We start from the raw sequence: 20680 nt of genomic DNA on the forward strand, positions 1-20680 counted from the left end.
GTTGCGGCCTGCGCAACAACTTCGCCTGGAGCGGCGATTGAGCCCCGCTCCGATTGGGACACAATCCATCACGGGAACAACAAAGGGGGTCATCATGTCTCATATGCATTTCAGGACACGCGTCAGTTCGCTTGCCATGGCCGCGATGGCCGGGCTCCTCGTCGGCCTGCCGATGGCGGCGTCGGCGCAGGCGCTGCCCGCCAGCGCGGCCGACGAGCCGGCGGCGGACCAGGAGATCACCGTCACCGGCTCGCGCATCATCCGCGACGGCACCGAGGCGCCGAGCCCGCTGACCGTGGTCGGCGCGGACCTGCTCGACAAGCGCCAGGCGGTGAACGTGGCCGACGTGCTCAACGAGCTTCCGGCCTTCCGCGGTTCCACCACGCCGGCCAGCACCACGAACAACACCAAGAATGTCGGCGCCAACTACGCCAACCTCCGCAGCCTCGGCACCAACCGGACGCTGACCCTGGTCGACGGCGTCCGCCACGTGCCCTCGTCCGACCTGGGCCAGGTCGACCTCAACTTCATCCCCTCGCTGCTCGTCGAGCGCGTCGAGGTCGTCACCGGCGGCGCCTCCGCGGTCTATGGATCGGACGCGGTCGCGGGCGTGCTCAACCTGGTGCTGCGCCGCAAATATGAAGGCTTCCAGGTGCGCGGCGACGTCGGCATGACGCAGCATTCGGACGGCAAGGAATATCGCGGCGCCTTCCTGGGCGGCGTGCAGTTCGGCGGCGGGCGCGGCTATGCGACGCTGGCGGTCGACGTCTATCGCAGCGACGGCGCCAAGGACGCCTATTCGCGCGACTGGGGCCGGCGCTCCTACGGCCTCGTCACCAACGTCGCCGGCGCGACGCCGGTGCGGATCATCGCCTCGAACGTCCAGAACGCGACGATGACGCCAAACGGCATCATCACCTCGGGCCCGCTGCGCGGCACCACCTTCAATGCCGACGGCACGCCGCGGCCGTTCACCTATGGCCAGCTTCCCGGCGCCCAGCTCATGATCGGCGGCGAGGGCCAGGGCACCCGGCTCTATCTCGGCGACGCGCTGCTTCCCGAGCTCGACCGGCGAGTGGCCTATCTGCGCACCGGCTACGAGGTCTCCGACGCGCTCGAGCTGAGCCAGGACTTCTCCTATGGCTGGTCGAAGGGCGTCGCATCGACCCCCTATTATTTCAACTATGGCAACCTGACGATCCAGCGCGAGAATCCGTTCCTGCCGGCGTCGGTCGCGGCGCAGATGGACGCCGCGGGCGTCTCCTCCTTCGGCTTCGGGCGGCTGTGGACCGACGTGGGCCGGCCGGTGCCGGTCTCGACCACCGAGACCTGGCGCAGCGTGACGGGGGCCAAGGGCTCGCTCGCGCCGAGCTGGAACTGGGCCGCCAATTTCGAATATGGCCAGAACAAGTATCGCCAGCAGATCCTGGGCGCGTTCATGGCGGCGCGCGCGGCCGAGATGATCGACGCGGTAAGCGCGCCCGACGGCTCGGTCGTCTGCCGCGTGGCGCTGACCAACCCGTCGACCGCCTGCCGCCCGTTCAACCCGTTCGGCACCAACCGCAACACCGCCGACGTCCAGAATTATTTCCGGGCGGACCAGGACCTGCGCCAGACCCAGCGCGAGATCGCGGCCAGCGCAGGCATCACCGGCAAGCTGTTCGACATCGGCGCCGGCCGCTGGGGCGTCGCGATGGGCGGCGAATATCGCCGCGAGACGCTCCACGCGGTCGCGGACCCGCTGTCGCGGGCCGGCGTGTTCACCTTCGGCAATGCGCGCAACGTCGACGGCAAGTTCAACGTCAAGGAAGCCTATATCGAGCTGGAGGCGCCGCTGCTCGCCGACCTTCCGTTCGTCGAGGCGCTGACCCTGAACGGCGCCTATCGCTATGCCGACTACAGTTCGAGCGGCGGCATCAGCATGTGGAAGCTGGGCGCCACCTGGGACGTGTCGGACGACCTGCGCTTCCGCGTCACCCGCTCCCGCGACGTGCGCGCGCCGAACATCCCCGAGCTGTTCACCCCGGCGCGCGGCCTCGCGACGCAGACGATCCTCGATCCGTTCCGGGGCAATGCCGCGACGCTGGTCTTCCCCTTCGTCCAGGGCAATCCCAACCTGAAGCCGGAGACCGCGAACACGCTGTCGTTCGGCGCGGTGCTGAAGCCCTCCTTCATCCCGGGCTTCAACTTCTCGGTCGACTATTACGACATCAAGATCGACGACGCGATCGCGACCGTCGCGCCGCAGGACATCGTCAACCTGTGCTTCGGCGGCCAGAACGACGCCTGCAGCCAGATCGTCCGCGACGGATCGGGCACGATCACCCAGATCAGCAGCACCGGCATCAACATCGCCACCCAGCGCACCAAGGGCATCGATCTCGAGCTCGGCTACCGGACCGACCTGGGCGAGGGCAAGCTCGACTTCCGCGTCTTCGCCAACCACACGATCAAGTCGACGCTGGTCAACGGCGCGCTCATCACCCGGCTGGCCGGGCAGAACAACGGCGCCGGCACCCCGTCCTGGGCGGCGAGCGCGATCGTCGGCTATGACATCAACCGGATCTCGGCGACGCTGCAGGCCCGCTTCATCAGCGCGGGCAAGTACGACCGGAGCTTCGTCGAAGGCCGCGACATCGCCGACAACACGCTGCCGAGCGCGACCTATCTGAGCCTCAACGCCCAGTATCGGATCGGCCCCGCGGAGGAGCCGGGCCGCTACAAGCTGTTCGCGACGGTCGACAATCTGCTCGACAAGGACCCGCCGGCGGTGCCCGCCTCGGTGCTGCCGACCAACCCGCAATTCTACGACGTCCTCGGGCGCCGTTTCCGGGTCGGTTTCTCGGCGAACTTCTGACCCTTCGCCGGCGGGGGATCGGGACCGGCCGGCATCGCGCCGGTCCCGATCCCCCGCGCGCCGACGCGCAACATGTCGGCGAAATGTTGCCACTTGCGCAACAAGTGGACGGAGGGCGGGCGTTGTATTGCCCTTCCCCCTGGCTTCATAGGTTCCGAAGGAACAACCGGAGTATTCATGTCCCGCTTTGCTCTTTGGTCGCGACGCCGCTTCCTGCAGGCCACCGCCGTCTCGATCCCCGTGGCGACGGCCCTGTCCGGCGCCGAGGGCTTCGCCGCGCCGGCGAAGGGCAGCGACGCCGCGGCGCTCCAGGCGCGGATCGCCGGCACCGTCGTCGTCAAGGGCGACGACGGCTACGAGACCTGGCGCGAGGCGATGATCTGGCAGCGGGCGAAGGCCGACCGGCGGCCCGACATGATCGTCCAGGTCGAGCGGGTCGAGGACGTGCAGGAGGCCGTCCGCTTCGCCGCCGCCAACGGGATGAAGGTCACCACCCGCTGCGGCGGCCACAGCATGGCCGCCTGCTTCCTGCGGGACCGCGGCATGCTGATCGACGTCAGCCGGCTCGACGGGATCGCGGTCGACAAGGCCGCGAAGACCGCAGTGGGCGGCCCCGGCGTCTTCTCGCGCGGGCTGGCCGAGCGGCTGGCGGAGGACGATCTCGCCTTTCCCGGCGCCCATTGCGGCACCGTGCCGATCAGCGGCTTCCTGCTCGGCGGCGGCGTCGGGCTGAACACCAACGCCTGGTCGCAAGGGATGAGCGTGTTCGCGGTCAAGGCGGTCGACATCGTTACCGCCGACGGCCGGCTGCTGCGCGCCAGCGAGACCGAGAACCGCGACCTGTTCTGGGCCGCGCGCGGCGGCGGGCCCGGCCTGTTCGGCGTGGTCGTCCGCTTCCACCTGCAATGCTTCGACGCGCCCAAGGTGATCTGGGGCGCGAGCTACACCTTCGCCTATGGCGAGCTCGACGCGGTCACGCGGGTCATGGACACCGTCGTCCCGCGGCTCGACAAGGACGTCGAGGTGCTGTTCGCGGTCGCCGCCGCGCCCGACGTCGCCGAGGACGCGCCGGTCGAGCAGCGCCAGCGCATCTATCTCGACATCAACGCCTTCGTCGCGAGCGAGGCCGAGGGCCGGCGCAAGCTCGCCCCGCTGCTGGGCGATCCGCTGATCGCCCGCGCGATCGACCGGATCGAGAACCGCGCCGGCAATTTCGACCGCTATTATAGCGACAACGAGGCGTCCTTCCCGCAGGGCTACTGGATGGGCGACGACGCCTGGATCGACCGGCCGATGGAAGCGGTCGAGATATTGAAGCGGCATATCCCCAACTGCCCGGCGCCGCGCGGCACGCCGTTGCTGCTCTACATGGGCACCAACAAGATGCCCGACGCGGCCTGCTCGCGGATCGGCCGCTTCTACCTCGCTTATTACATGGAATGGGACGAGCCCGCGCAGGAAGCCGCCAGCCGCGCCTATTGCCTCAAGCTGTTCAAGGAACTGAAGTCCGTCTCCAGCGGCAGCTACATCAACGAGATGGACCAGGAGGGGCGGCCCGAGGACATCCGCGACTGCTACTCCCCCGAGGCCTGGGCCCGGCTCGCCAGGCTGCGCCGGCAATGGGACCCCAAGGGGGTGTTCCACGGATTTTACGGCCAGTCATGACCGGCGCCCTCGCCCGCCGTCCTTCCATCATCGCCTCGGGAATCGTGCCATGAAATCGCTATCGCCCAAAGCCGGCCTCGTCGCGGCGCTGCTGCTCTTCTCGGGCGTCGCGGCCGGAAAGGCCCTGACCGCGCCGAAGCCCGCGCAGGACGCGGCCACCGTCGTCCACGAACTCTACGAGGCGTTCGAGCGCGGCGACATGGCCGCGCTGGAGCGGCTGATCGCTCCCGACGCGACCTGGACCTATTATGGCCCGGCCGACAAGCTGCCGTTCGGCGGCACGCGGCACGGCCCCGCCGGCGTCGCCGACTTCTTCGCCAAGGTCGACGAGACGCTGGAGAATCCGGTCGCGACCCAGTTCGGCTATATCGTCACGGGCGACACGGTCGCGGTGCCGGGCACCGAAGAGAGCACGGTCCGCAGCACCGGCATCCGCTACAAGGCCGACCTCGTCCATGTCTTCAAGGTTCGCGACGGCAAGATCGTCAGCTTCGAGGAGTTCATCGACAGCGGCAAGGTCCTGCTCGCCTTCCAGGGCGACAAGAGCGCCGGGATCGCCGCCGCGCGGCCGTCGCTCGGCAGCGACGCGGGCAAGGCGGTCTTCACCACCTGCGCGGGATGCCACGGCAATGCCGGGGAGGGCCGCGCCTATATGTACGCGCCCAACCTGACCGGCCAGGACCCGGACTATCTCGTCCGCCAGCTCACCAATTTCCGCGAGGGCAAGCGCGGCAAGACCGACGACGCGCACGGCTTCCAGATGGTCGGGCGGGCGACGGCGGTTCCGGGGCCCGAAGGCGTCAAGGCAGTGGTCTCCTACATCGCCGCGCTGCCCAAGCTGCCGGCCGCCCCGGTCGCGCAGCGCGCCGTGCCGGCTGCGATCGGCGATCTCGTCCAGACCTGCGCGACCTGCCACGGCGCCCAGGGCGAGGGCAATCCGGCGATGCAGGCGCCCGCGCTGAACCGGCTGGACAAGCGCTACCTCGCCCAGCAGCTCGTCAATTTCCGCGACGGCAAGCGCGGCTATCATGCCGACGACACGGCCGGCGCGATGATGGCGGCCTCGGCGAAGGAGATCCCGGACCAGGCGGCGATCGCCGCCCTCGCCGACCATTATGGTCGCGACTGACCGGTCGCGGTCGGGACCGATCCCCGCGCGCCCGACGGTCCGGCGCGCCCACCACAGCGAAACAACCGGCCGCGACGGCGCGGCCCCGAAACTGGAACATTGCAATGGCTGACGACATGACGACCTCGACCCGGATCGACTTCATCTACCTGTCCGAGCAGGACATGATCCGGGCGGGCGTCACCGACATGGCGGCCTGCGTCGATACGATGGAGGAGATGTTCGCCCTCCTTTACCATGGCGACTATCGGATGGCGGGGCCGAGCAACAACTCGCACGGCTCGGTGGTGGTGTTCCCCGAGGATTCGCCCTTCCCGGACATGCCCAAGCCGACCCCCGATCGCCGCTTCATGGCGATGCCGGCCTATCTGGGCGGGCGGTTCCGCACCGCCGGCATGAAATGGTACGGCTCCAACATCGCCAATCGCGAGAAGGGGCTGCCCCGCTCGATCCTGATGTTCGTGCTCAACGACGCCGACACCGGCGCGCCGCTCGCCTTCATGTCGGCCAACCTGCTGTCGGCCTATCGCACCGGCGCGGTGCCCGGCGTCGGCGCCCGCCACCTCGCCCGCAAGGATTCGAAGGTGGTCGGCATCCTCGGCCCGGGGGTGATGGCGAAGACCTCGCTCTCCGCCTTCATGGCGGTCTGCCCGCTGATCGACACGGTCAAGGTCAAGGGTCGCGGCCGGAAGAGCCTCGACGCCTTCCTCGCCTGGGTGGCCGAGACCTATCCGCAGATCACCACCGTCCAGGTCGTCGACACGATCGAGGAGGTCGTCCGCCATTCCGACATCGTGACCTATTGCCAGTCGGGCGCGATCGGCGATCCGTCGATCTATCCGGTCGTGAAGCGCGAATGGGTCAGCCCCGGCACCTTCCTGTCGATGCCGTCGCTGACCAATATCGACGAAGGCATGGAATCGCCCGAGATTCGCAAGGTGCTCGACAATCCCGGCCTCTACGACGCCTGGCACGAGGAGAATCCGAAGCCGGTCCACAACAACGTGCCCGTCGTCGGCATCCGCTTCCTCGACCTGATCGACGAGGGCCGCATGTCGCGCGACCAGATCGAGGACCTCGGCAAGATCGTCGCCGGCGAGGCCCCCGGCCGCCGCGACGACGACGAGATCATCATCATGTCGGTCGGCGGCATGCCGGTCGAGGACGTCGCCTGGGGCACGGTCGTCTACCACAACGCCGTCGAGAAGGGGATCGGCGTCCCGCTCAACCTGTGGGACCAGCCCGTCCTGCGCTGATCCGCCGCCGATCCCCTTTCCGTCCCGAAGGACCCGGACCATGACCGATATCGTCAAAGTGAAGACCGGCTCCCCCGCCGAGGAGCGGGGCAGCTATTCGCGGCTCGTCGCCGTCGACAACCTGATCTTCGTCTCCAACACCGCCGGCCGCAATCCGCGCACCAAGCTGATCCCCACGGACCTGGCCGAGCAGACCCTCCAGGTCCTCGCCAATATCGACGCGGCGCTGGCCTCGGTCGGCTCGACGCTGGAGGATGTCGTCGCGGCCCGCGTCTTCGTCCAGTTCCCTGAGGACATCGATGCCGTCATGACCGCCTATGCCGACAAGATGCGCGGCATCAACCCGACCCTCACCCTGACCAGCCCGCCGCTCGGATCGAGCGAGTACAAGGTCGAGATCGAGGTCACCGCCTATCGCGGCGCGGCGAAGGCCAACGTCCAAGAGATCAGCATCTCGCTCTGACGCCCCCGTCCATCGAACCCAGGGATCAACGCCGTGGCGCCAAGCATCACTCCGGTCCAGACCTCGCAGGAGATGCCGCGATCGACGACGGTGGCGGTGATCGGCGGCGGCATCGTCGGCCTGATGGCCGCGCTGACGCTGGCCGAGCGCGGCATCCCCGTGACCGTCCTCGAAAAGGGTCGGATCGCGGGCGAGCAGTCGTCGCGCAACCTCGGCTGGATCCGCAAGATCGGGCGCGAGGAGCATGACCTGCCGCTCTCGCTGGCGTCCGAACGGCTGTGGACGGCGATGGCCGATCGGGTCGGCGCCGACGTCGGCTATCGCCGCGCCGGGATCATGTACGTCGCCCGGACCGAGGCGGAGATGGCCGGGCACCGCGCCTGGCTGGACGCGGTCGGGAACGCGCTCGACGCGCGCCTGCTGACCCCCGGCCAGATCGACCAGCTCGTGCCCGGCGGCACCGGCGGCTGGGCGGGCGGCATCCACTCGCCGACCGACGGGCGCGCCGAGCCCAGCCTCGCGGCGAGCGCGATGGCCCGCGCCGCGCTGGCGAAGGGCGCGGTCATCGTCGAGGATTGCGCGGTCCGCACCCTGTCGATGGCGGCCGGCCGGGTGTCCGGCGTCGTCACCGAGCGCGGCGAGATCGGCTGCGACCAGGTCATCCTCGCCGGCGGCCTGTGGTCGCGGCGCTTCCTCGGCAATCTCGGCGTGTCGCTGCCCACCCTGCCGCTGATCGCCTCGGTCCTGCGCACCGCGCCGATGGAGGGCCCGACCGAGATCGCGGTCGGCGCGCCCGACTTCTCGTTCCGCAAGCGCGCCGACGGCGGCTACACGATCACCCAGCGCGGCGGCTTCGTCGCGCCGCTGGTCCCCGACAGCCTGCTGATCGGCCATCGCTATCTGCCGATGCTGCGCGCGCAGTGGCGGAACGTGCGGCTCTCGCTCGGCCGTGCCTTCGTCGACGACCTCGCGCTCGGGCGCCGCTGGAACGCAGCGGCGGCATCGCCGTTCGAGCGGGTCCGGACGATGGACCCGCCGGTGAACGAGGGCCTCAATGCCGAGGCGATGCGCAACCTGATCGCCGCCTGGCCGGTGTTCGGCAACGCCGTGATCGAGGAAAGCTGGGCCGGCGCGATCGACGTCACCCCGGATTCGCTGCCGGTCATCTCGCCGGTCGCGAAGCTGCCCGGCCTGACGCTCGCCTCGGGCTTCTCGGGCCATGGCTTCGGCACCTCGCCCGCCGCGGGCCAGCTCGCCGCCGATCTCGCCACCGGCGCGACGCCGATCGTCGACCCCGCCTTCTACCGGCTCGAACGGCTCAGCTGACGGGGACCAGCGCGCGCTGGAGGGCGCGCATCGCGTCCTCGCTGCTCGTATCGCGGCTGATCATCACGATCCGGCTCGACCGGTCGTCGCTCGGCCAGCGGTCGAGCAGGCGCGGCGGGTGGAACAGGTCCTGCACCCCGTCGATCACCACCGGCCGGTCGGTATCGCTGACCCGCAACAGCCCCTTGATCCGCATCAGCCGCCCGCGATGCGCGGTGACGACATCGTCGAGCGCACCGGCGATCACCGGCCAGGGCAGCACGTCGTCGAAGCGCCACGAGGCCGTGGTGACGAGCGCATGGTCGTGGTGGTGGTGGTCATGGTCCGGCGGCGCCCGCAGCCCGAGCAGGCGGAACGGCTCCAGCAGCCGACCGACCGCCGCCGCCTCCGAGCCCGCGACCAGGATCGTCGCGTGCGGCGCGGTCGCCGCCAGCAGGCCGCGCAAGCCGTCGACCGCGCCACTATCCGCCAGATCGACCTTGCTGATCAGGATGGCGTCGGCATGCGCCGCCTGGCTCGCCGCCTCGGGCTGGCTGCGCAGCGTCGCCGCCCCCAGCACGCCGTCGACCAGGGTGATCACCGCGCTCAGCACGAAGTGCCGCTGGATCCAGCCGTCGGCGATGAAGCGCGCCAGGATCGGCGCCGGATCGGCGACGCCGGTCGTCTCGACGATCACCCGCGCGAAGGGCGGGATCGAACCATCGCGCCGCCGCAGGTCGAGGTCGCGCAGCGCCAGGCCGAGATCGTCGTTCATGACGCAGCAGACGCAGCCATTGGCGAGCAGTTGCGGCGGCGGCGATCCGCTACGGACCAGCAGCTCCTGGTCGATCCCGATCTCGCCCACCTCGTTGACCAGCAACGCGCTGCCGGCGAAGGCGGGGTCGTCGAGCATCCGCCCGATCAGCGTCGTCTTGCCCGCCCCCAGGAAGCCGGTGACGAGCAGCACCGGGATCGGCGCGGCCTCATCGGGCATCGTGGACGATGCGCCCTTCGAAGACCGTCGCCACCACCCGCGCCTCGCCGATATCGTCGACGGGGCCGTCGAACAGATTGCGGTCGAGCAGGATGAAGTCGGCCGACTTGCCGACCTCGATCGAGCCGGTCAGCGCCTCGGCCCCCACCGCCCGCGCGCCCGCCAGCGTCAGCATCTCGATGCCGGTGGCGAGGTCGACCGATTCAGCGCCATGCTGGAGCAGCCCCTGCAGCGCGGGGAACAGGTTCGGTTCGGGCAGGAAGGTCCAGTCGGTGCCGACGGTCACGCGGGTCCCCATCCGGGCCAGCGTCCCGAACGGATAGCCGCGGTCGCGGAAGGCGGCCAGCTCGGGCATGTCGCCGAACCAGATCGGCGGCGACATCTCGGCGGTGACGTTCAGCTCGGCGAAGCAGGCGAGGTCGTCCGGCCGGACGAAGCAGCAATGGCTGATCTCCTGGATCGTCCCGCCGTCGCTCGCCGCCCGCATGTCGCGCATCGCCTGGAGGACGAGCTGCACCGCCGCGTCGCCGGTGCAGTGGATCTTGGCGGTGATCCCCGCCTTGTCCCACGCGACGAGCGCCGCCGCCATCTCCTCGCGGCTGTGGAGCAGCTTGCCGGGCTGCGGCTGCCCCGTCGCGGGATCGATCTGGGCGTCGGTGAAATGGGGGCCGAGCGGCGAGCCGTCCATGAACACCTTGACGAAATCGGTCTTCACCCGCTCGCTGGCGAAGCGGCGGCGCTCCTCGATCAGCCGGTCGAGCGCCTCGCTGGTGGCATGGCCGAAATGCTCCTCGCGCCACGGGATATGCGCATAGACGCGCAGCGCGAGCCCCTCGTCCCGGTCGATCTGCTGGAGCATCTCCAGCTCGGGCCGGGTCGCCGACGCCTCCTGGATGCCGGTCACGCCGAACCGGCTCGCCGTCTCCAGCGCCCAGCGCAGCGCGCCGCGATGCACGTCGGGCTCCGGGCTCGGCAGGGCGTTGAACAATTGCCACGTCGCGCGCTCGACCAGCTCGCCGGTCGGCTCGTTCGATCCCGCCCGCCGCACGATCCGGCCGCCGAACGGATCGGGCGTGTCGGCGGTGATCCCGGCCAGTTCGAGCGCCTTGGAATTGGCGAGACCGTGGTGGAGCGAATAGTCGTGGAGATAGACGGGGGTGTCGGGGAATTTCTCGTCGAGATATTTCCGGTCGACCTCGCCCGCCTCGGACAGGGTCGGGTTGAAATCGCCGCCGATCACCCAGCCGCTGAGCTTGCCGCGCGAGCAGGCGATGCAGTCGCACAGCCTTTCGCCATAGTCGCGGCCCAACGCATCGGCGGGCAGCCGGCATTCGTAGCGGTGCTTCAGCCCGGCGAGCAGGATATGGCCATGCGCATCGTGGATGCCGGGCATGACCATGCGGCCGCCCAGATCCACGATGGCGCAGCCATCACCCGCCGCGGCCAGGATGTCGGCCGAACGGCCGACCCCCGCGATCCTTCCATCCTCCACGAGGATCGCTTCCGCCCAGGATCGGGCCGCATCGACGGTGTAGATGCGGCCGTTGACATAGGCGGTCGGCCGGGCCGGCTGGTCCATGGGTCCTGTCCTTCCGTCGCGATCCTACCAGCGATAGCGCACGGCCGCACCATAGGTGCGCGGCATCGCGTAGCGCACCTGGATGATGCCGAGCGACGCGAAGGACGGGCCGCCATAGGTGGTGTTGAGCCGGTTGCTGATATTGTCGACGAACGCCCGCAGCTGCCAATGCTCGGCCGCCTCGTAGGTGATCGAGGCATTATGCTTGAAATAGCCTTCGAGCTGCGTGCCCGGATCGCCGAAATTGCCCGAATAGCGGGCCGACCGCGCCTCGAAATTCCAGTCGAGCGCGAGGCTCTGGTCGTTCGGCAGCGCGATCGTGTAGGTCGCGCCGCCGCTCGCGCTCCACTTCGGCGCGAAGGCCATCGGGCGATCGGCGACGACGGTGGTGCCCACCGGGGTGACCTTCGCCACGTCCTCGATGTCGGTGTGCAGATAGGCGCCCGCCGCATAGAGGCGGAGCTCCGGCGTCACCGCCGCCTCGATGTCGGTCTCGATGCCGTAGGCGGTCGCGTCCTGGTTGGTGATCAGGCCCGCCAGGCCGACATAGTTGAACGCCTGATAGTCCTTATAGTCGTAATAGAAGGCCGAGGTGTTGATGCGCAGCTTGCGATCGAACAGCGTCGACTTCTGCCCGACCTCGTATGAGATCAGCGTTTCATCGCCATAGGGAATCCGCGCGAGCGAGACTCCGGTCGGATAGAAGCCGTTGTTGAAGCCGCCCGCCTTGGTCCCGCGCGAGATGCTCGCGTAGAGCAGGTTGTTGCTGTCGGGCTTGTAGTCGAGCTCGATCTTCCCCGACCACAGGGTGGCCCTGTACTTCAGCCGGAACGGGACCGGAGTGCCGGTGCCGCCGTCGCCGACCAGGAAGCAGTCGCCCACCGCGCCGCCGCCGCAATCGCGCAGCGCGGCGTTGTCGCGATCGGTGAAGGTCTTGCGGTCGCGGGTCACGCGGATGCCGCCGATCGCGGTGAACTTGCCGAAGTCCTGCTCGATCTGGCCGAACACGGCGCCCGAGTTTGTCCGCAGCCGCCAGTCGGCGTTGAGGCTGATCGGGAAATAGGTGCCGTTGTAGAGCCCCGTCGCCGGATCGACCGCGGTCGGCCCGTCGAGCGGGAAGTTGAACACCGCCGTCGGCTGGTCCTTGCCGAGCGCGCGCATGCCGTAGAGGCCGACCGTCCAGCGGGTCGACTGCCCGTCATGATAGAGGCGCAGTTCCTGGGTCAGCTGCTTGCCCTGATAGGGGAAGCTCGCGAAGACCAGCGGGTTGGGGGTGCCGTCGCTGTCCTCCTGCATCCGCCGCTTGTACGACTGGTAGCCGGTCAGGCTGGTGAAGGTCGTGTCGCCGAACTTCTTCTCGATCCGCAGCAGACCCGAATAGCCGGACGAACGGAGGAAGGCCGCGTCGTTGGTGTTGACGACGTTCTTCTTCGCCGCCGGGGTGTTGCGCTCGGCATAGCCGACCGCGTCGACGATCGTCGGATCGGCGACCACCAGGCCGTTGGCGTCGACGAAGCCGGTCTTGCTCTCATAATAGGCATGGGTCGTCTTGGTGCGGCCATATTCGCCCTTGAGCAGGATGTCCCAGCCGTCGTCGCCCTGGTAGCGGAGCTGGAGGCGGGCGGCGTCCGATCCGGCCTGGCCGCCGCGCTCCAGCGCTGGGTTGATGTTCCTCTGGAAACCGTCGCTGTGGCGCGACGTGCCCGACAAGCGCATCGACAGCGTGTCGCTCAGCGGCGCGGTCGCGGCGCCTTCGAGCTTGAGGTCGTTGAAGCGACCGTAGCTGGCCGAGAGATAGCCCTCGGCGGTCTGGCTCGGGCGTTTGGTGATATAGTTGATCAGGCCGCCGGTCGAGTTGCGCCCGAACAGCGTCCCCTGCGGGCCGCGCAGCACCTCGACCCGGTCGAGGTCGAACAGCGCGAAGTCGACCGCCGGGACCGCGACGATGTAGAATTCGTCGACATAGGAGGTGACCGGCGCCTCATGGCCTTCGCCGAAGTCGTTGAGGCCGATGCCGCGGATCACGACGTTGGACGAGGTGCCGGGGCCATAGGGCGAATAGCTTTCCAGCCCGACCACCTTGCCGGCGAGATCGGCGCTGCTGGCGATGTTGCGGTTGGCGATCTGCTCGGGCGTCACCGCGGTGATGGCGATGCCCACCCGCTGGATGTTCTGGGCGCGCTTCTGCGCGGTGACCACGATCTCCTGCAGGCCGCCGGCCGCATCGTCGGCCGAATCCGCGGCGACCTGGGCCTGGGCCATGCTGGCGCCCAGCCATAGCGCCGCGCCGCCGAGAAGCATGATCCTGACCCGGTTGGACTTCGACATTCTTTCCCTTTCCGCGTGGATAATCCCACGCTGCGCTCGATTTTGGCGGAAGGTCGTCGAAGCCCGGGGCGATCACAACGGCCCCGGGACCCGCAGTTGTTGCGCGATCCGCAACGTTGCTTTTCGATGATCCGGGCGGTTCGGCCCCGAGGCCGGGCGTCAGCCGCGCGCCGGCGGCTGCGCGGATTGCTCCTCGTCGAGCCGGTGCATCTCGCGCACCAGCGCGTTCTGCAGGGCGAGCGCCGCCGGGGTCATGCGGCGGCCGGCGCGGCTGACCAGATGGAGCCGGATGTCGGACAGTTCGTCGCTCAGGATCGGCCGCTCGACGATGCCGCCGATCGCCGCGGCGGGATGCCCCAGGATGCGCGGCAGCATGGTAACGCCCATGCCCTGCGCGACGCTGTCGAGGATGACCTGGATCGACGGCGACTTCATGACGATGTTGAGCGGCAGGCCGCGTTCGGTGAACACCGAATGGATGATCTCGAGCAGGCGGGAGCCGGCATCGGGCAGCACCAGCCGCTCGCCCGATATCTGCACCGGCCAGATCGCCTCCTCGCGCGCCAGCGGATGCTTCTCCGACATGAACAGCGAGAAGGGTTGCCGGCTGGTCGCGAGCAGCTTCAGCCGCACGTCCTGCGCGGTGTCGAACAGCAGGCCGAGCTGCGCCCCGTCGTTGAGCACCAGCCGCTCGGCCTCGTCGCCGTCGGCCGCCTTCATCTCGATGTTGATGTCGGGATATTTGGTCGAGACGGTGGCGAAGGCCTTGAGGAAGCGCGCCGCCAGCAGACCCTGCGCGACGACGATGCGGATCGTCGAGGTCCGCGTGCTGCGCAACTCGGCGAGGCGCGCCAGCAGCTCCTGATGCTCGACGACCCGCCGCTCATAATATTCGATCAGCAGCTGCCCGGCCTCGGTGAGCTGGACCTTGTAGGAGCCCTTCTCGACCAGGTCGATGCTCAGCGCCCGTTCGAGCAGCTTGATCTGCCGGCTGATCGACGAGGCCGCGACCCCCAGATAATCGGCAGCGGCGCGCATCGAGCCGTGGCGCGCCGACAGGGACAGATATTGCAGCCGGTGATCCTGGACGCTGATCTCGTAGGTGCGGCGGCTGATACCTGGCATCTAGCGGCTTACCGTGCCTGCGCCTTCGACGCGGCCTGTCCGCGCGCCTTGCGATTGCGGGCGGGTTGCCGCTCGACCAGCGGGACGAGGTCGAGCTCGCTCAGCAGCAGGCCCTGCTCGGCGAAGAAGAAGTCGCGCGAGACGAACCAGTCGCCGTCCTTCTCCTGCCAGATCATCAGCACGCGATGGATCTCGACGTCGCCGGTCATCAGCGTGTTGCGGTTGGTGATGTTGCCGAACGCGACCGAGCCGATCACCGTGATCGGGTCGATCTCGATCTCGATCGAACGGCACACGTCGCGGACCTCGATGAACAGCCGGGTGATCGCCTCATGGCCGATCTGGGCGGGCAGCTCGCGCCCTTCCATGATCGCATCCGGAAGGTAGAAGTCCCGGACCATCACGGCGAGCTGGCCCGCCCGGAAGCGGGTCTCGAACTCGCGGCATTTCGCGGCCACGCGCTGGGCCACCGCCCCCTGATCAGTCATGGGTCATGGCTCCGCCGTCAGGCAGTCCGCGACGGCCGCGGTATCGATGAACTCGTCGAAGCGCGTCATCAGGCCGTCCTTCACCTCATAGACGTGCGACCATTGCACCCGATACTCCCTGCCGGTCGCCAGCGACATGCTGTGCTCGATCCCGCGTCCGAACACCTGGTCGCCCACGCCCACCAGCGCGATCGGGGTCATCTCCTTGACCTCGATCACCTGGCCGACCCGGGCGAAGAAGTCCTGCACGCCCGCATGGCCGACGAAGGTCCCGGCAAAGGGAATCCGGTCGCGCGGACCATGATAGGTCCATTCGATGTCCGGTGACAGGGTCGCGAAGGCGGCCGCGATGTCCCCGGCGTTGAACGCATCGAAGAAGCGCTTGACGATGTCGGCGCTGTCCTGGGCACTGCTCATTGCTCATCCTCAATTCGGGCGGCGACGCGCCGAGGTCGCCGGCCATGTCCGGCGATATGATGGCCGGGCGCGACGGCGGTCAATATCCGCGAGCCCGGCTGTTGTTGCGTCCCCGGCAACATTTTCACTGCTGATCGCGGTTGAACTGCGCGCGCATTGCCCCGAAGCATGGCGTTCATCCCTGCCATCCGGAGACCGCCCCCTTGCACGAACGGACCCGTTCCCCGTCCGGCCCCGCCGACGACCAGCCCGCGACCGGCATATTGGCGGAAAGCGTGCTCGGCAGCGTCGACATCACCTTCATGGTGCTGGCCGTCGCCGCGCCGATGGCGATCGTCGTCGCGACCATGCCGATCTCCTTCGCGCTGGGCAACGGCATGGGGGTGGCGGGCACCTATGCGCTGTCGGGCCTGGCGATCGCGCTGTTCGCGATCGGCTATGTCCGCCTGCTGCCCCATATCCGCAACGCGGGCGCCTTCTACGCGATCATCGCGCAGACCTTCGGCCGGACGGCGGGGCTCGCCGGCTCCTATGTCGCGCTGGTCTCCTATGTCGCGCTGTGCTGCGCGACGCTGGGGGCGCTGTCCTATTTCGTCACCAGCCTGCTCCACACGCTGGGGCTCGATTTCGTCCATTGGGGCGTCAGCGCGCTGGCGGTGATCGCGATCCTCGCGCTGCTCTCCTATTTCCGCATCGACTTCACCGCCAAGCTGCTCGCGATCGCGCTGGGGGCCGAGGTGATCGCCATCCTCGCGCTCGACGTCGCGATCCTGCTGGCCGAAGGCTTCGGGGCGCCCGGCCGCATCTTCGCGCCGTCGGTCGTGCTCGCGCCGGGGCTCGGCGTCAGCGCCATCTATGCCTTCAACTCGGTGATCGGCTTCGAGGCGACGGCGATCTATCAGGAGGAAGCCCGCAATCCGGAGGTCTCCATTCCCCGCGCGACCTATGCCGCGATCGGCGTGATCTGCCTGTTCTACGTGTTCACCGCCTATGCCTTCATCGTTGCGAGCGGGCCCGGCATCGGCGCCGCCGCCGGCAAGGACCCCGGACAGTTCGTGTTCGGCCTGGCGCGCCACTATCTCGGCCGGCAGGGCGAGGCGATCCTGTCGCTGCTGGTGATCAGCAGCGCCTTCGCCGCGGTGCTCGGCCTGTTCAACAACAGCGCGCGCTACGTCTTCGCCCTGGCCCGCGACGGGGCGCTGCCCGCCCGCCTCGCCCGGACGCGCAGCGCCAACGGCGCGCCGTTCAACGCCGGCCTGCCGGTCATCCTGATATTGTCGGTCGTGATCTCGCTGTTCGCGCTGGCCGGGCTCGACCCGCTGCTGTCGCTCACCACCGCGCTGACCGGCTTCGGCTCGGTCGGGCTGATGGCGCTGCTGACGATCACCGCCTTCGCCATCCCCGTCTTCCTCCGGAAACGGACCGGACGGCTCGGCCTGGTCTCGTTCTTCCCCTTCGCCGGCGGCGCGATGCTGGCGACCGGCACGATCCTCTCGGTCGCCAATTATCCGCTGCTGACCGGCACCGATTCGACCTTCATCAACCGGCTGCCGGCGCTGCTCCTCGTGATCGCGGGGATCGGCGTGGCGCAGGCCCTTCTTCTGCGTCGCCGCCGCCCCGAGGTCTTCGCCCGCATCGGGCTGAGCCAGGTGGCCGGGTAAACGCGCAGCCAATCAGGAGACGATCCCATGACGACGGCCAACGACCTTTCGCGGCTGAGCGCGAAGGCGCGCGACTTCATCGGCGGCACCAAGGGGCTGTTCATCGGCGGCGAATGGCGCGCCGCCGAGCGCGGCGAGACGCTGCCGGTGACCGATCCGAGCAGCGGAGATGAAGTGGGCCGCATCGCGCAGGCCAGCCCCGCCGACGTCGATGCCGCGGTGCAGGCGGCGCGGCGCGCGCTGGAGGACCCGGCCTGGGCACGGATGCGTCCGCACCAGCGCGAGGAGATCATGCTCCGCCTCGCCGATCTGATCCGCGACGAGGCGGGGTCGCTGGCCGAGATCGAGACCGTCAACAGCGGCAAGCTGATCGCCAACACCCGCCTGTTCGACGCCGACCTGTCGGTCCACACGCTGCGCTACATGGCGGGCTGGGCGACCAAGCTCCACGGCGAGACGATGGACCTGTCGGTCCCCTATCTGCCGAACCTGCGCTTCAACGGGTTCACCCGGCGCTTCCCGGTCGGCGTCGTCGCCGCGATCACGCCGTGGAACGTGCCGCTCTGCCAGGCGGTGTGGAAGCTGGCGCCGGTGCTGGCGACGGGCTGCACGATCATACTCAAGCCGTCCGAGCTGACCTCGCTCACCGCGCTGCGGCTGGCCGAGCTGTGCGACGCGGCGGGGGTTCCGCCGGGAGTCGTCAACGTCGTCACCGGCACCGGGGAGGTCACCGGTCGGGCGCTGATCGAGCATCCCGGCGTCGACAAGATCAACTTCACCGGCTCGACCCGGGTCGGCCAGCTCATCGCCGAACAGGCCGCCCGCAGCTTCAAGCATTATAATCTCGAACTCGGCGGCAAATCGCCGCTGATCATCGCCGAGGACGCCGACCTGGAAAAGGCGATCCACGGCGCGGCCTGGGCGATCTACGGCAATTCGGGGCAGAATTGCTGCGCCGGATCGCGCGCGCTGATCCACGAGAAGCATTTCGACCGGGTGGTCGCCGGCGTCGCCGAGATCGCGGCGTCGATCCGGCTCGGGCCGGGGCTCGACCCGGCGTCGATGATGGGCCCGCTGGTCAGCGCCGACCATCGCGCCCGCGTCGCCGGCCATGTCGACCGCGCCCGCGAGGCCGGCGCCCGCGTCATAGGCGGCGAGATCGTCGAGAGCGCCGGAAGCTACTTCACCCCGGCGGTGATCACCGGCCTCGACCATGGCCACCCCACCGTGCAGCAGGAGATCTTCGGCCCGGTGCTGTGCGCCTTCCCGTTCAAGGACGACGAGGAGGCCCTGCGCATCGCCAACGACACCGCCTTCGGCCTGGGCGCCAGCATCTGGACCGAGGGGCTGCGGACCGCCAACCGCTATTTCGAGCGGCTGAAGGCGGGCACGGTGTGGATCAACACCCACAACATCCTCGACCTCTCGCTGCCCTTCGGCGGCGCCAAGCAGTCCGGCGTCGGCTTCGAGCTGGGCCATGAGGGGATATTGTCGCACACGGTGATCCGCGCGGGCGTGATGCTCGACGAGGGTTAGAGCGATTTCTAGGCAGATGGAAACATCTGCCGACTCGGAAATCGCGGTAAAACAATAGCCTAGGGCGGCCGATCCGATGCAATCGGATCGTGAACCGCTCTAGGATCGCCCTCGGTCGGCCCGGGCCCGAAACGGCCTGGGCCGCATGGCGGGTTCCAGACGAATGGCGGCGCATGCCGTGCGGCCCGCATCGCCATGCCATGCGAGCATGACGACGATCGCCATCCGAACAGGAAACATCATCGGTTTTCAGGAAGGGGGTTTGTCAAAAACCCCGGAAAACTGGAGCGGGCGAAGGGATTCGAACCCTCGACCCCAACCTTGGCAACTTCGATAAGCGGCTTTTCCATGCTTTCCAAGGCTACGCCATACTACGATTTCTTCAACAGTTCTTGATACTTAACCTCTCCTATCGTATCCTGCTGCTGGACGCAATTGGGCGCCGCATGGAGACAATTTGGAGACAATACCCCTTCCGTCGGGCTTTGTCTCCAACTGGAGGATCACGATGCCAACCAGCAAGCTGACCAAGCGCGCGGTCGATGCGCTCGTGCCGCCGTCGAAAAAGCAGACCGTGCTTTGGGATACCGAGCTGAAAGGCTTCGGCGTGCGCGTGCTGCCGTCCGGCCTCAAGACGTTCATCGTCCAGTATCGCAACGCCGAGGGCATCAAGCGCCGCATCAATATCGCGCGCTATGGCGTGCTGACGGTCGATCAGGCACGCGACCAGGCCAAGCTCAAGCTGGCGGCCGTGATCGGCGGCGAAGACCCCGCCGATGAGGTTCGCCAGGCGCGCAAGGGAATGACGGTCGAGGAGATGTGCGACTGGTATCTGACCGAGGCTCGGGCGGGCAATATCCTCGGCCGCAAGAACCTGCCGATCAAGAAATCGTCGCTCGACATGGATGAGAGCCGCATCAAGACGCATATCAAGCCGCTCCTGGGCAAGCGGATCGTCAAGCATCTGACGATCGCTGATGTCGAGCAGATGCAGACCGATGTGAAGGACGGGAAGACGGCGAAGCCGCGCAGCGGCGGCCGGGGCGGCATGGCGACCGGCGGCGCCGGTGTGGCGGCGCGCTGCGTCGGCACGCTCCAGGCCATCATCGGGCATGCGAAGCATAAGGGCCTGCTGGACGCTCACCCGACGCAGGGAGCGAAGAAGCTGGCCGGTAAGAAGAAGACCCGGCGCCTGAACGTCGCCGAGATAGTGTTGATGGGCAAGGCGATGGCCTATGCGGAGCGCAATGGCGAGAACCCTGTCGCCCTCGGCGTGCTGCGCACGCTCTTGCTGACCGGATACCGCCGTGAGGAAGGCCAAGCGATGCACCGAGCCTGGGTCAATGGAGCCGGCGGCTATGTGGCATTCCCCGACACCAAGGGCGGCGCGCAGATTCGTGCGATCGGCCCTGCGGCCGTCAAGGCCGTCGAGAGCCAGCCGGTGATCGTGGGCAATCCGCACGCTTTCCCCTCGGAAGTCGGGCGGGGGCCATTCACCGCAGTCAGCGCCTGCCTCCAGCGCGTTGCCAAGCTGGCGGGGATAGAGGGCATTACGCCGCACACGCTGCGCCACACCTTCGGCAGCGTGGCGGGCGATCTCGGTTTCTCGGAGCTGACGATCCGCGCCATGCTTGGCCATGCCTCGCAGAACGTCACCCAAGACTACATCCACATCGACGAGGCGCTCAAGCTCGCCGTGCGGCGAACGTCCGACGAGATCGAACGGCTGCTTGCGGAGGGCGCGGCTAAATCGACACAACTCCAGCTTGCGGCATGAACTTCGGTGAGCCGCTCGACCCGGGCAAAGGGCATGTGTCGATGCCATCAAATGACAGCCGCTGCAATCCGACGAACATGGCCGTTAAACTTTTCAGCGT

Annotated in this window: 15 protein-coding genes; 9 read left to right on the forward strand and 6 right to left on the reverse strand. The window is 68.3% G+C overall.

All coding sequences use genetic code 11. The annotated features are described in order from the left end of the window. Window positions 1–145 precede the first annotated feature (145 nt). From HRJ34_RS12930 to HRJ34_RS12955, 6 genes are all read left to right on the forward strand, one after another. Complete coding sequence (locus tag HRJ34_RS12930) at window positions 146–2857, forward strand: TonB-dependent receptor (RefSeq protein WP_226949181.1); 2712 nt, start codon at window positions 146–148, stop codon at window positions 2855–2857. Window positions 2858–3034: 177 nt separating this feature from the next. Further along, window positions 3035–4522 carry an FAD-binding oxidoreductase gene (locus tag HRJ34_RS12935; RefSeq protein ID WP_226949182.1) on the forward strand — a complete coding sequence of 496 codons (1488 nt, stop codon included), beginning with the start codon at window positions 3035–3037 and terminating at the stop codon, window positions 4520–4522. A gap of 49 nt (window positions 4523–4571) precedes the next feature. Beyond that, complete coding sequence (locus HRJ34_RS12940; protein WP_208634280.1) at window positions 4572–5651, forward strand: nuclear transport factor 2 family protein; 1080 nt, start codon at window positions 4572–4574, stop codon at window positions 5649–5651. 104 nt (window positions 5652–5755) lie between these two features. Beyond that, window positions 5756–6907: a tyramine oxidase subunit B gene (locus HRJ34_RS12945; RefSeq protein WP_208634281.1), complete on the forward strand. Its 1152-nt coding sequence runs from the start codon at window positions 5756–5758 to the stop codon at window positions 6905–6907. Between the two features lie 40 nt (window positions 6908–6947). Then, complete coding sequence (locus tag HRJ34_RS12950) at window positions 6948–7370, forward strand: Rid family hydrolase (RefSeq protein ID WP_208634282.1); 423 nt, start codon at window positions 6948–6950, stop codon at window positions 7368–7370. A gap of 33 nt (window positions 7371–7403) precedes the next feature. Next, window positions 7404–8696, forward strand: coding sequence for an NAD(P)/FAD-dependent oxidoreductase (locus HRJ34_RS12955; RefSeq protein ID WP_208634283.1), 1293 nt, complete (start codon window positions 7404–7406; stop codon window positions 8694–8696). Here HRJ34_RS12955 and HRJ34_RS12960 read toward each other — a convergent pair. From HRJ34_RS12960 to HRJ34_RS12985, 6 genes are all read right to left on the reverse strand, one after another. Further along, a complete protein-coding gene (locus HRJ34_RS12960) occupies window positions 8689–9669 on the reverse strand; it encodes a CobW family GTP-binding protein (protein WP_208634284.1) in 981 nt (326 codons plus the stop codon). The two genes, HRJ34_RS12955 and HRJ34_RS12960, sit on opposite strands and share 8 nt — an antisense overlap. After that, window positions 9659–11248, reverse strand: a complete 1590-nt coding sequence (locus HRJ34_RS12965; RefSeq protein WP_208634285.1) for an amidohydrolase — start codon at window positions 11246–11248, stop codon at window positions 9659–9661. The genes HRJ34_RS12960 and HRJ34_RS12965 overlap by 11 nt, the downstream gene beginning before the upstream one ends. Before the next feature lie 24 nt (window positions 11249–11272). Next, window positions 11273–13576: a TonB-dependent receptor gene (locus HRJ34_RS12970; protein WP_016747330.1), complete on the reverse strand. Its 2304-nt coding sequence runs from the start codon at window positions 13574–13576 to the stop codon at window positions 11273–11275. A 159-nt stretch (window positions 13577–13735) separates the two neighbouring features. Next, window positions 13736–14701 (reverse strand): LysR family transcriptional regulator, encoded by a 966-nt coding sequence (locus tag HRJ34_RS12975; protein ID WP_016747329.1) that lies wholly within the window; start codon window positions 14699–14701, stop codon window positions 13736–13738. 8 nt (window positions 14702–14709) lie between these two features. Next, window positions 14710–15189 (reverse strand): Cif family virulence factor, encoded by a 480-nt coding sequence (locus tag HRJ34_RS12980; protein ID WP_029994081.1) that lies wholly within the window; start codon window positions 15187–15189, stop codon window positions 14710–14712. A 3-nt stretch (window positions 15190–15192) separates the two neighbouring features. Beyond that, window positions 15193–15606: a nuclear transport factor 2 family protein gene (locus HRJ34_RS12985; protein WP_012049939.1), complete on the reverse strand. Its 414-nt coding sequence runs from the start codon at window positions 15604–15606 to the stop codon at window positions 15193–15195. 203 nt (window positions 15607–15809) lie between these two features. Between HRJ34_RS12985 and HRJ34_RS12990 the strand changes: the two genes are divergently transcribed. The 3 genes from HRJ34_RS12990 to HRJ34_RS13000 all read left to right on the forward strand — a co-directional run bounded on the left by HRJ34_RS12990 (window position 15810) and on the right by HRJ34_RS13000 (window position 20580). After that, window positions 15810–17267, forward strand: coding sequence for an APC family permease (locus tag HRJ34_RS12990; RefSeq protein WP_208634286.1), 1458 nt, complete (start codon window positions 15810–15812; stop codon window positions 17265–17267). A gap of 27 nt (window positions 17268–17294) precedes the next feature. Then, window positions 17295–18803: an aldehyde dehydrogenase family protein gene (locus tag HRJ34_RS12995; protein ID WP_208634287.1), complete on the forward strand. Its 1509-nt coding sequence runs from the start codon at window positions 17295–17297 to the stop codon at window positions 18801–18803. 508 nt (window positions 18804–19311) lie between these two features. Continuing rightward, window positions 19312–20580 (forward strand): tyrosine-type recombinase/integrase, encoded by a 1269-nt coding sequence (locus HRJ34_RS13000; protein ID WP_012049936.1) that lies wholly within the window; start codon window positions 19312–19314, stop codon window positions 20578–20580. The last annotated feature ends 100 nt before the right edge of the window (window positions 20581–20680 follow it).

It is taken from the genome of Rhizorhabdus wittichii (assembly GCF_017607425.1).
Lineage (GTDB): Bacteria > Pseudomonadota > Alphaproteobacteria > Sphingomonadales > Sphingomonadaceae > Rhizorhabdus > Rhizorhabdus wittichii.

Bases quoted from the DNA above. Each gene is read 5' to 3' on its own strand.
- HRJ34_RS12930 (WP_226949181.1), top strand. From the start codon at position 146: ATGGCCGGGCTCCTCGTCGGCCTGCCGATGGCGGCGTCGGCGCAGGCG.
- HRJ34_RS12935 (WP_226949182.1), top strand. From the start codon at position 3,035: ATGTCCCGCTTTGCTCTTTGGTCGCGACGCCGCTTCCTGCAGGCCACC.
- HRJ34_RS12940 (WP_208634280.1), top strand. From the start codon at position 4,572: ATGAAATCGCTATCGCCCAAAGCCGGCCTCGTCGCGGCGCTGCTGCTC.
- HRJ34_RS12945 (WP_208634281.1), top strand. From the start codon at position 5,756: ATGGCTGACGACATGACGACCTCGACCCGGATCGACTTCATCTACCTG.
- HRJ34_RS12950 (WP_208634282.1), top strand. From the start codon at position 6,948: ATGACCGATATCGTCAAAGTGAAGACCGGCTCCCCCGCCGAGGAGCGG.
- HRJ34_RS12960 (WP_208634284.1), bottom strand. From the start codon at position 9,669: ATGCCCGATGAGGCCGCGCCGATCCCGGTGCTGCTCGTCACCGGCTTC.
- HRJ34_RS12965 (WP_208634285.1), bottom strand. From the start codon at position 11,248: ATGGACCAGCCGGCCCGGCCGACCGCCTATGTCAACGGCCGCATCTAC.
- HRJ34_RS12970 (WP_016747330.1), bottom strand. From the start codon at position 13,576: ATGTCGAAGTCCAACCGGGTCAGGATCATGCTTCTCGGCGGCGCGGCG.
- HRJ34_RS12975 (WP_016747329.1), bottom strand. From the start codon at position 14,701: ATGCCAGGTATCAGCCGCCGCACCTACGAGATCAGCGTCCAGGATCAC.
- HRJ34_RS12980 (WP_029994081.1), bottom strand. From the start codon at position 15,189: ATGACTGATCAGGGGGCGGTGGCCCAGCGCGTGGCCGCGAAATGCCGC.
- HRJ34_RS12985 (WP_012049939.1), bottom strand. From the start codon at position 15,606: ATGAGCAGTGCCCAGGACAGCGCCGACATCGTCAAGCGCTTCTTCGAT.
- HRJ34_RS12995 (WP_208634287.1), top strand. From the start codon at position 17,295: ATGACGACGGCCAACGACCTTTCGCGGCTGAGCGCGAAGGCGCGCGAC.
- HRJ34_RS13000 (WP_012049936.1), top strand. From the start codon at position 19,312: ATGCCAACCAGCAAGCTGACCAAGCGCGCGGTCGATGCGCTCGTGCCG.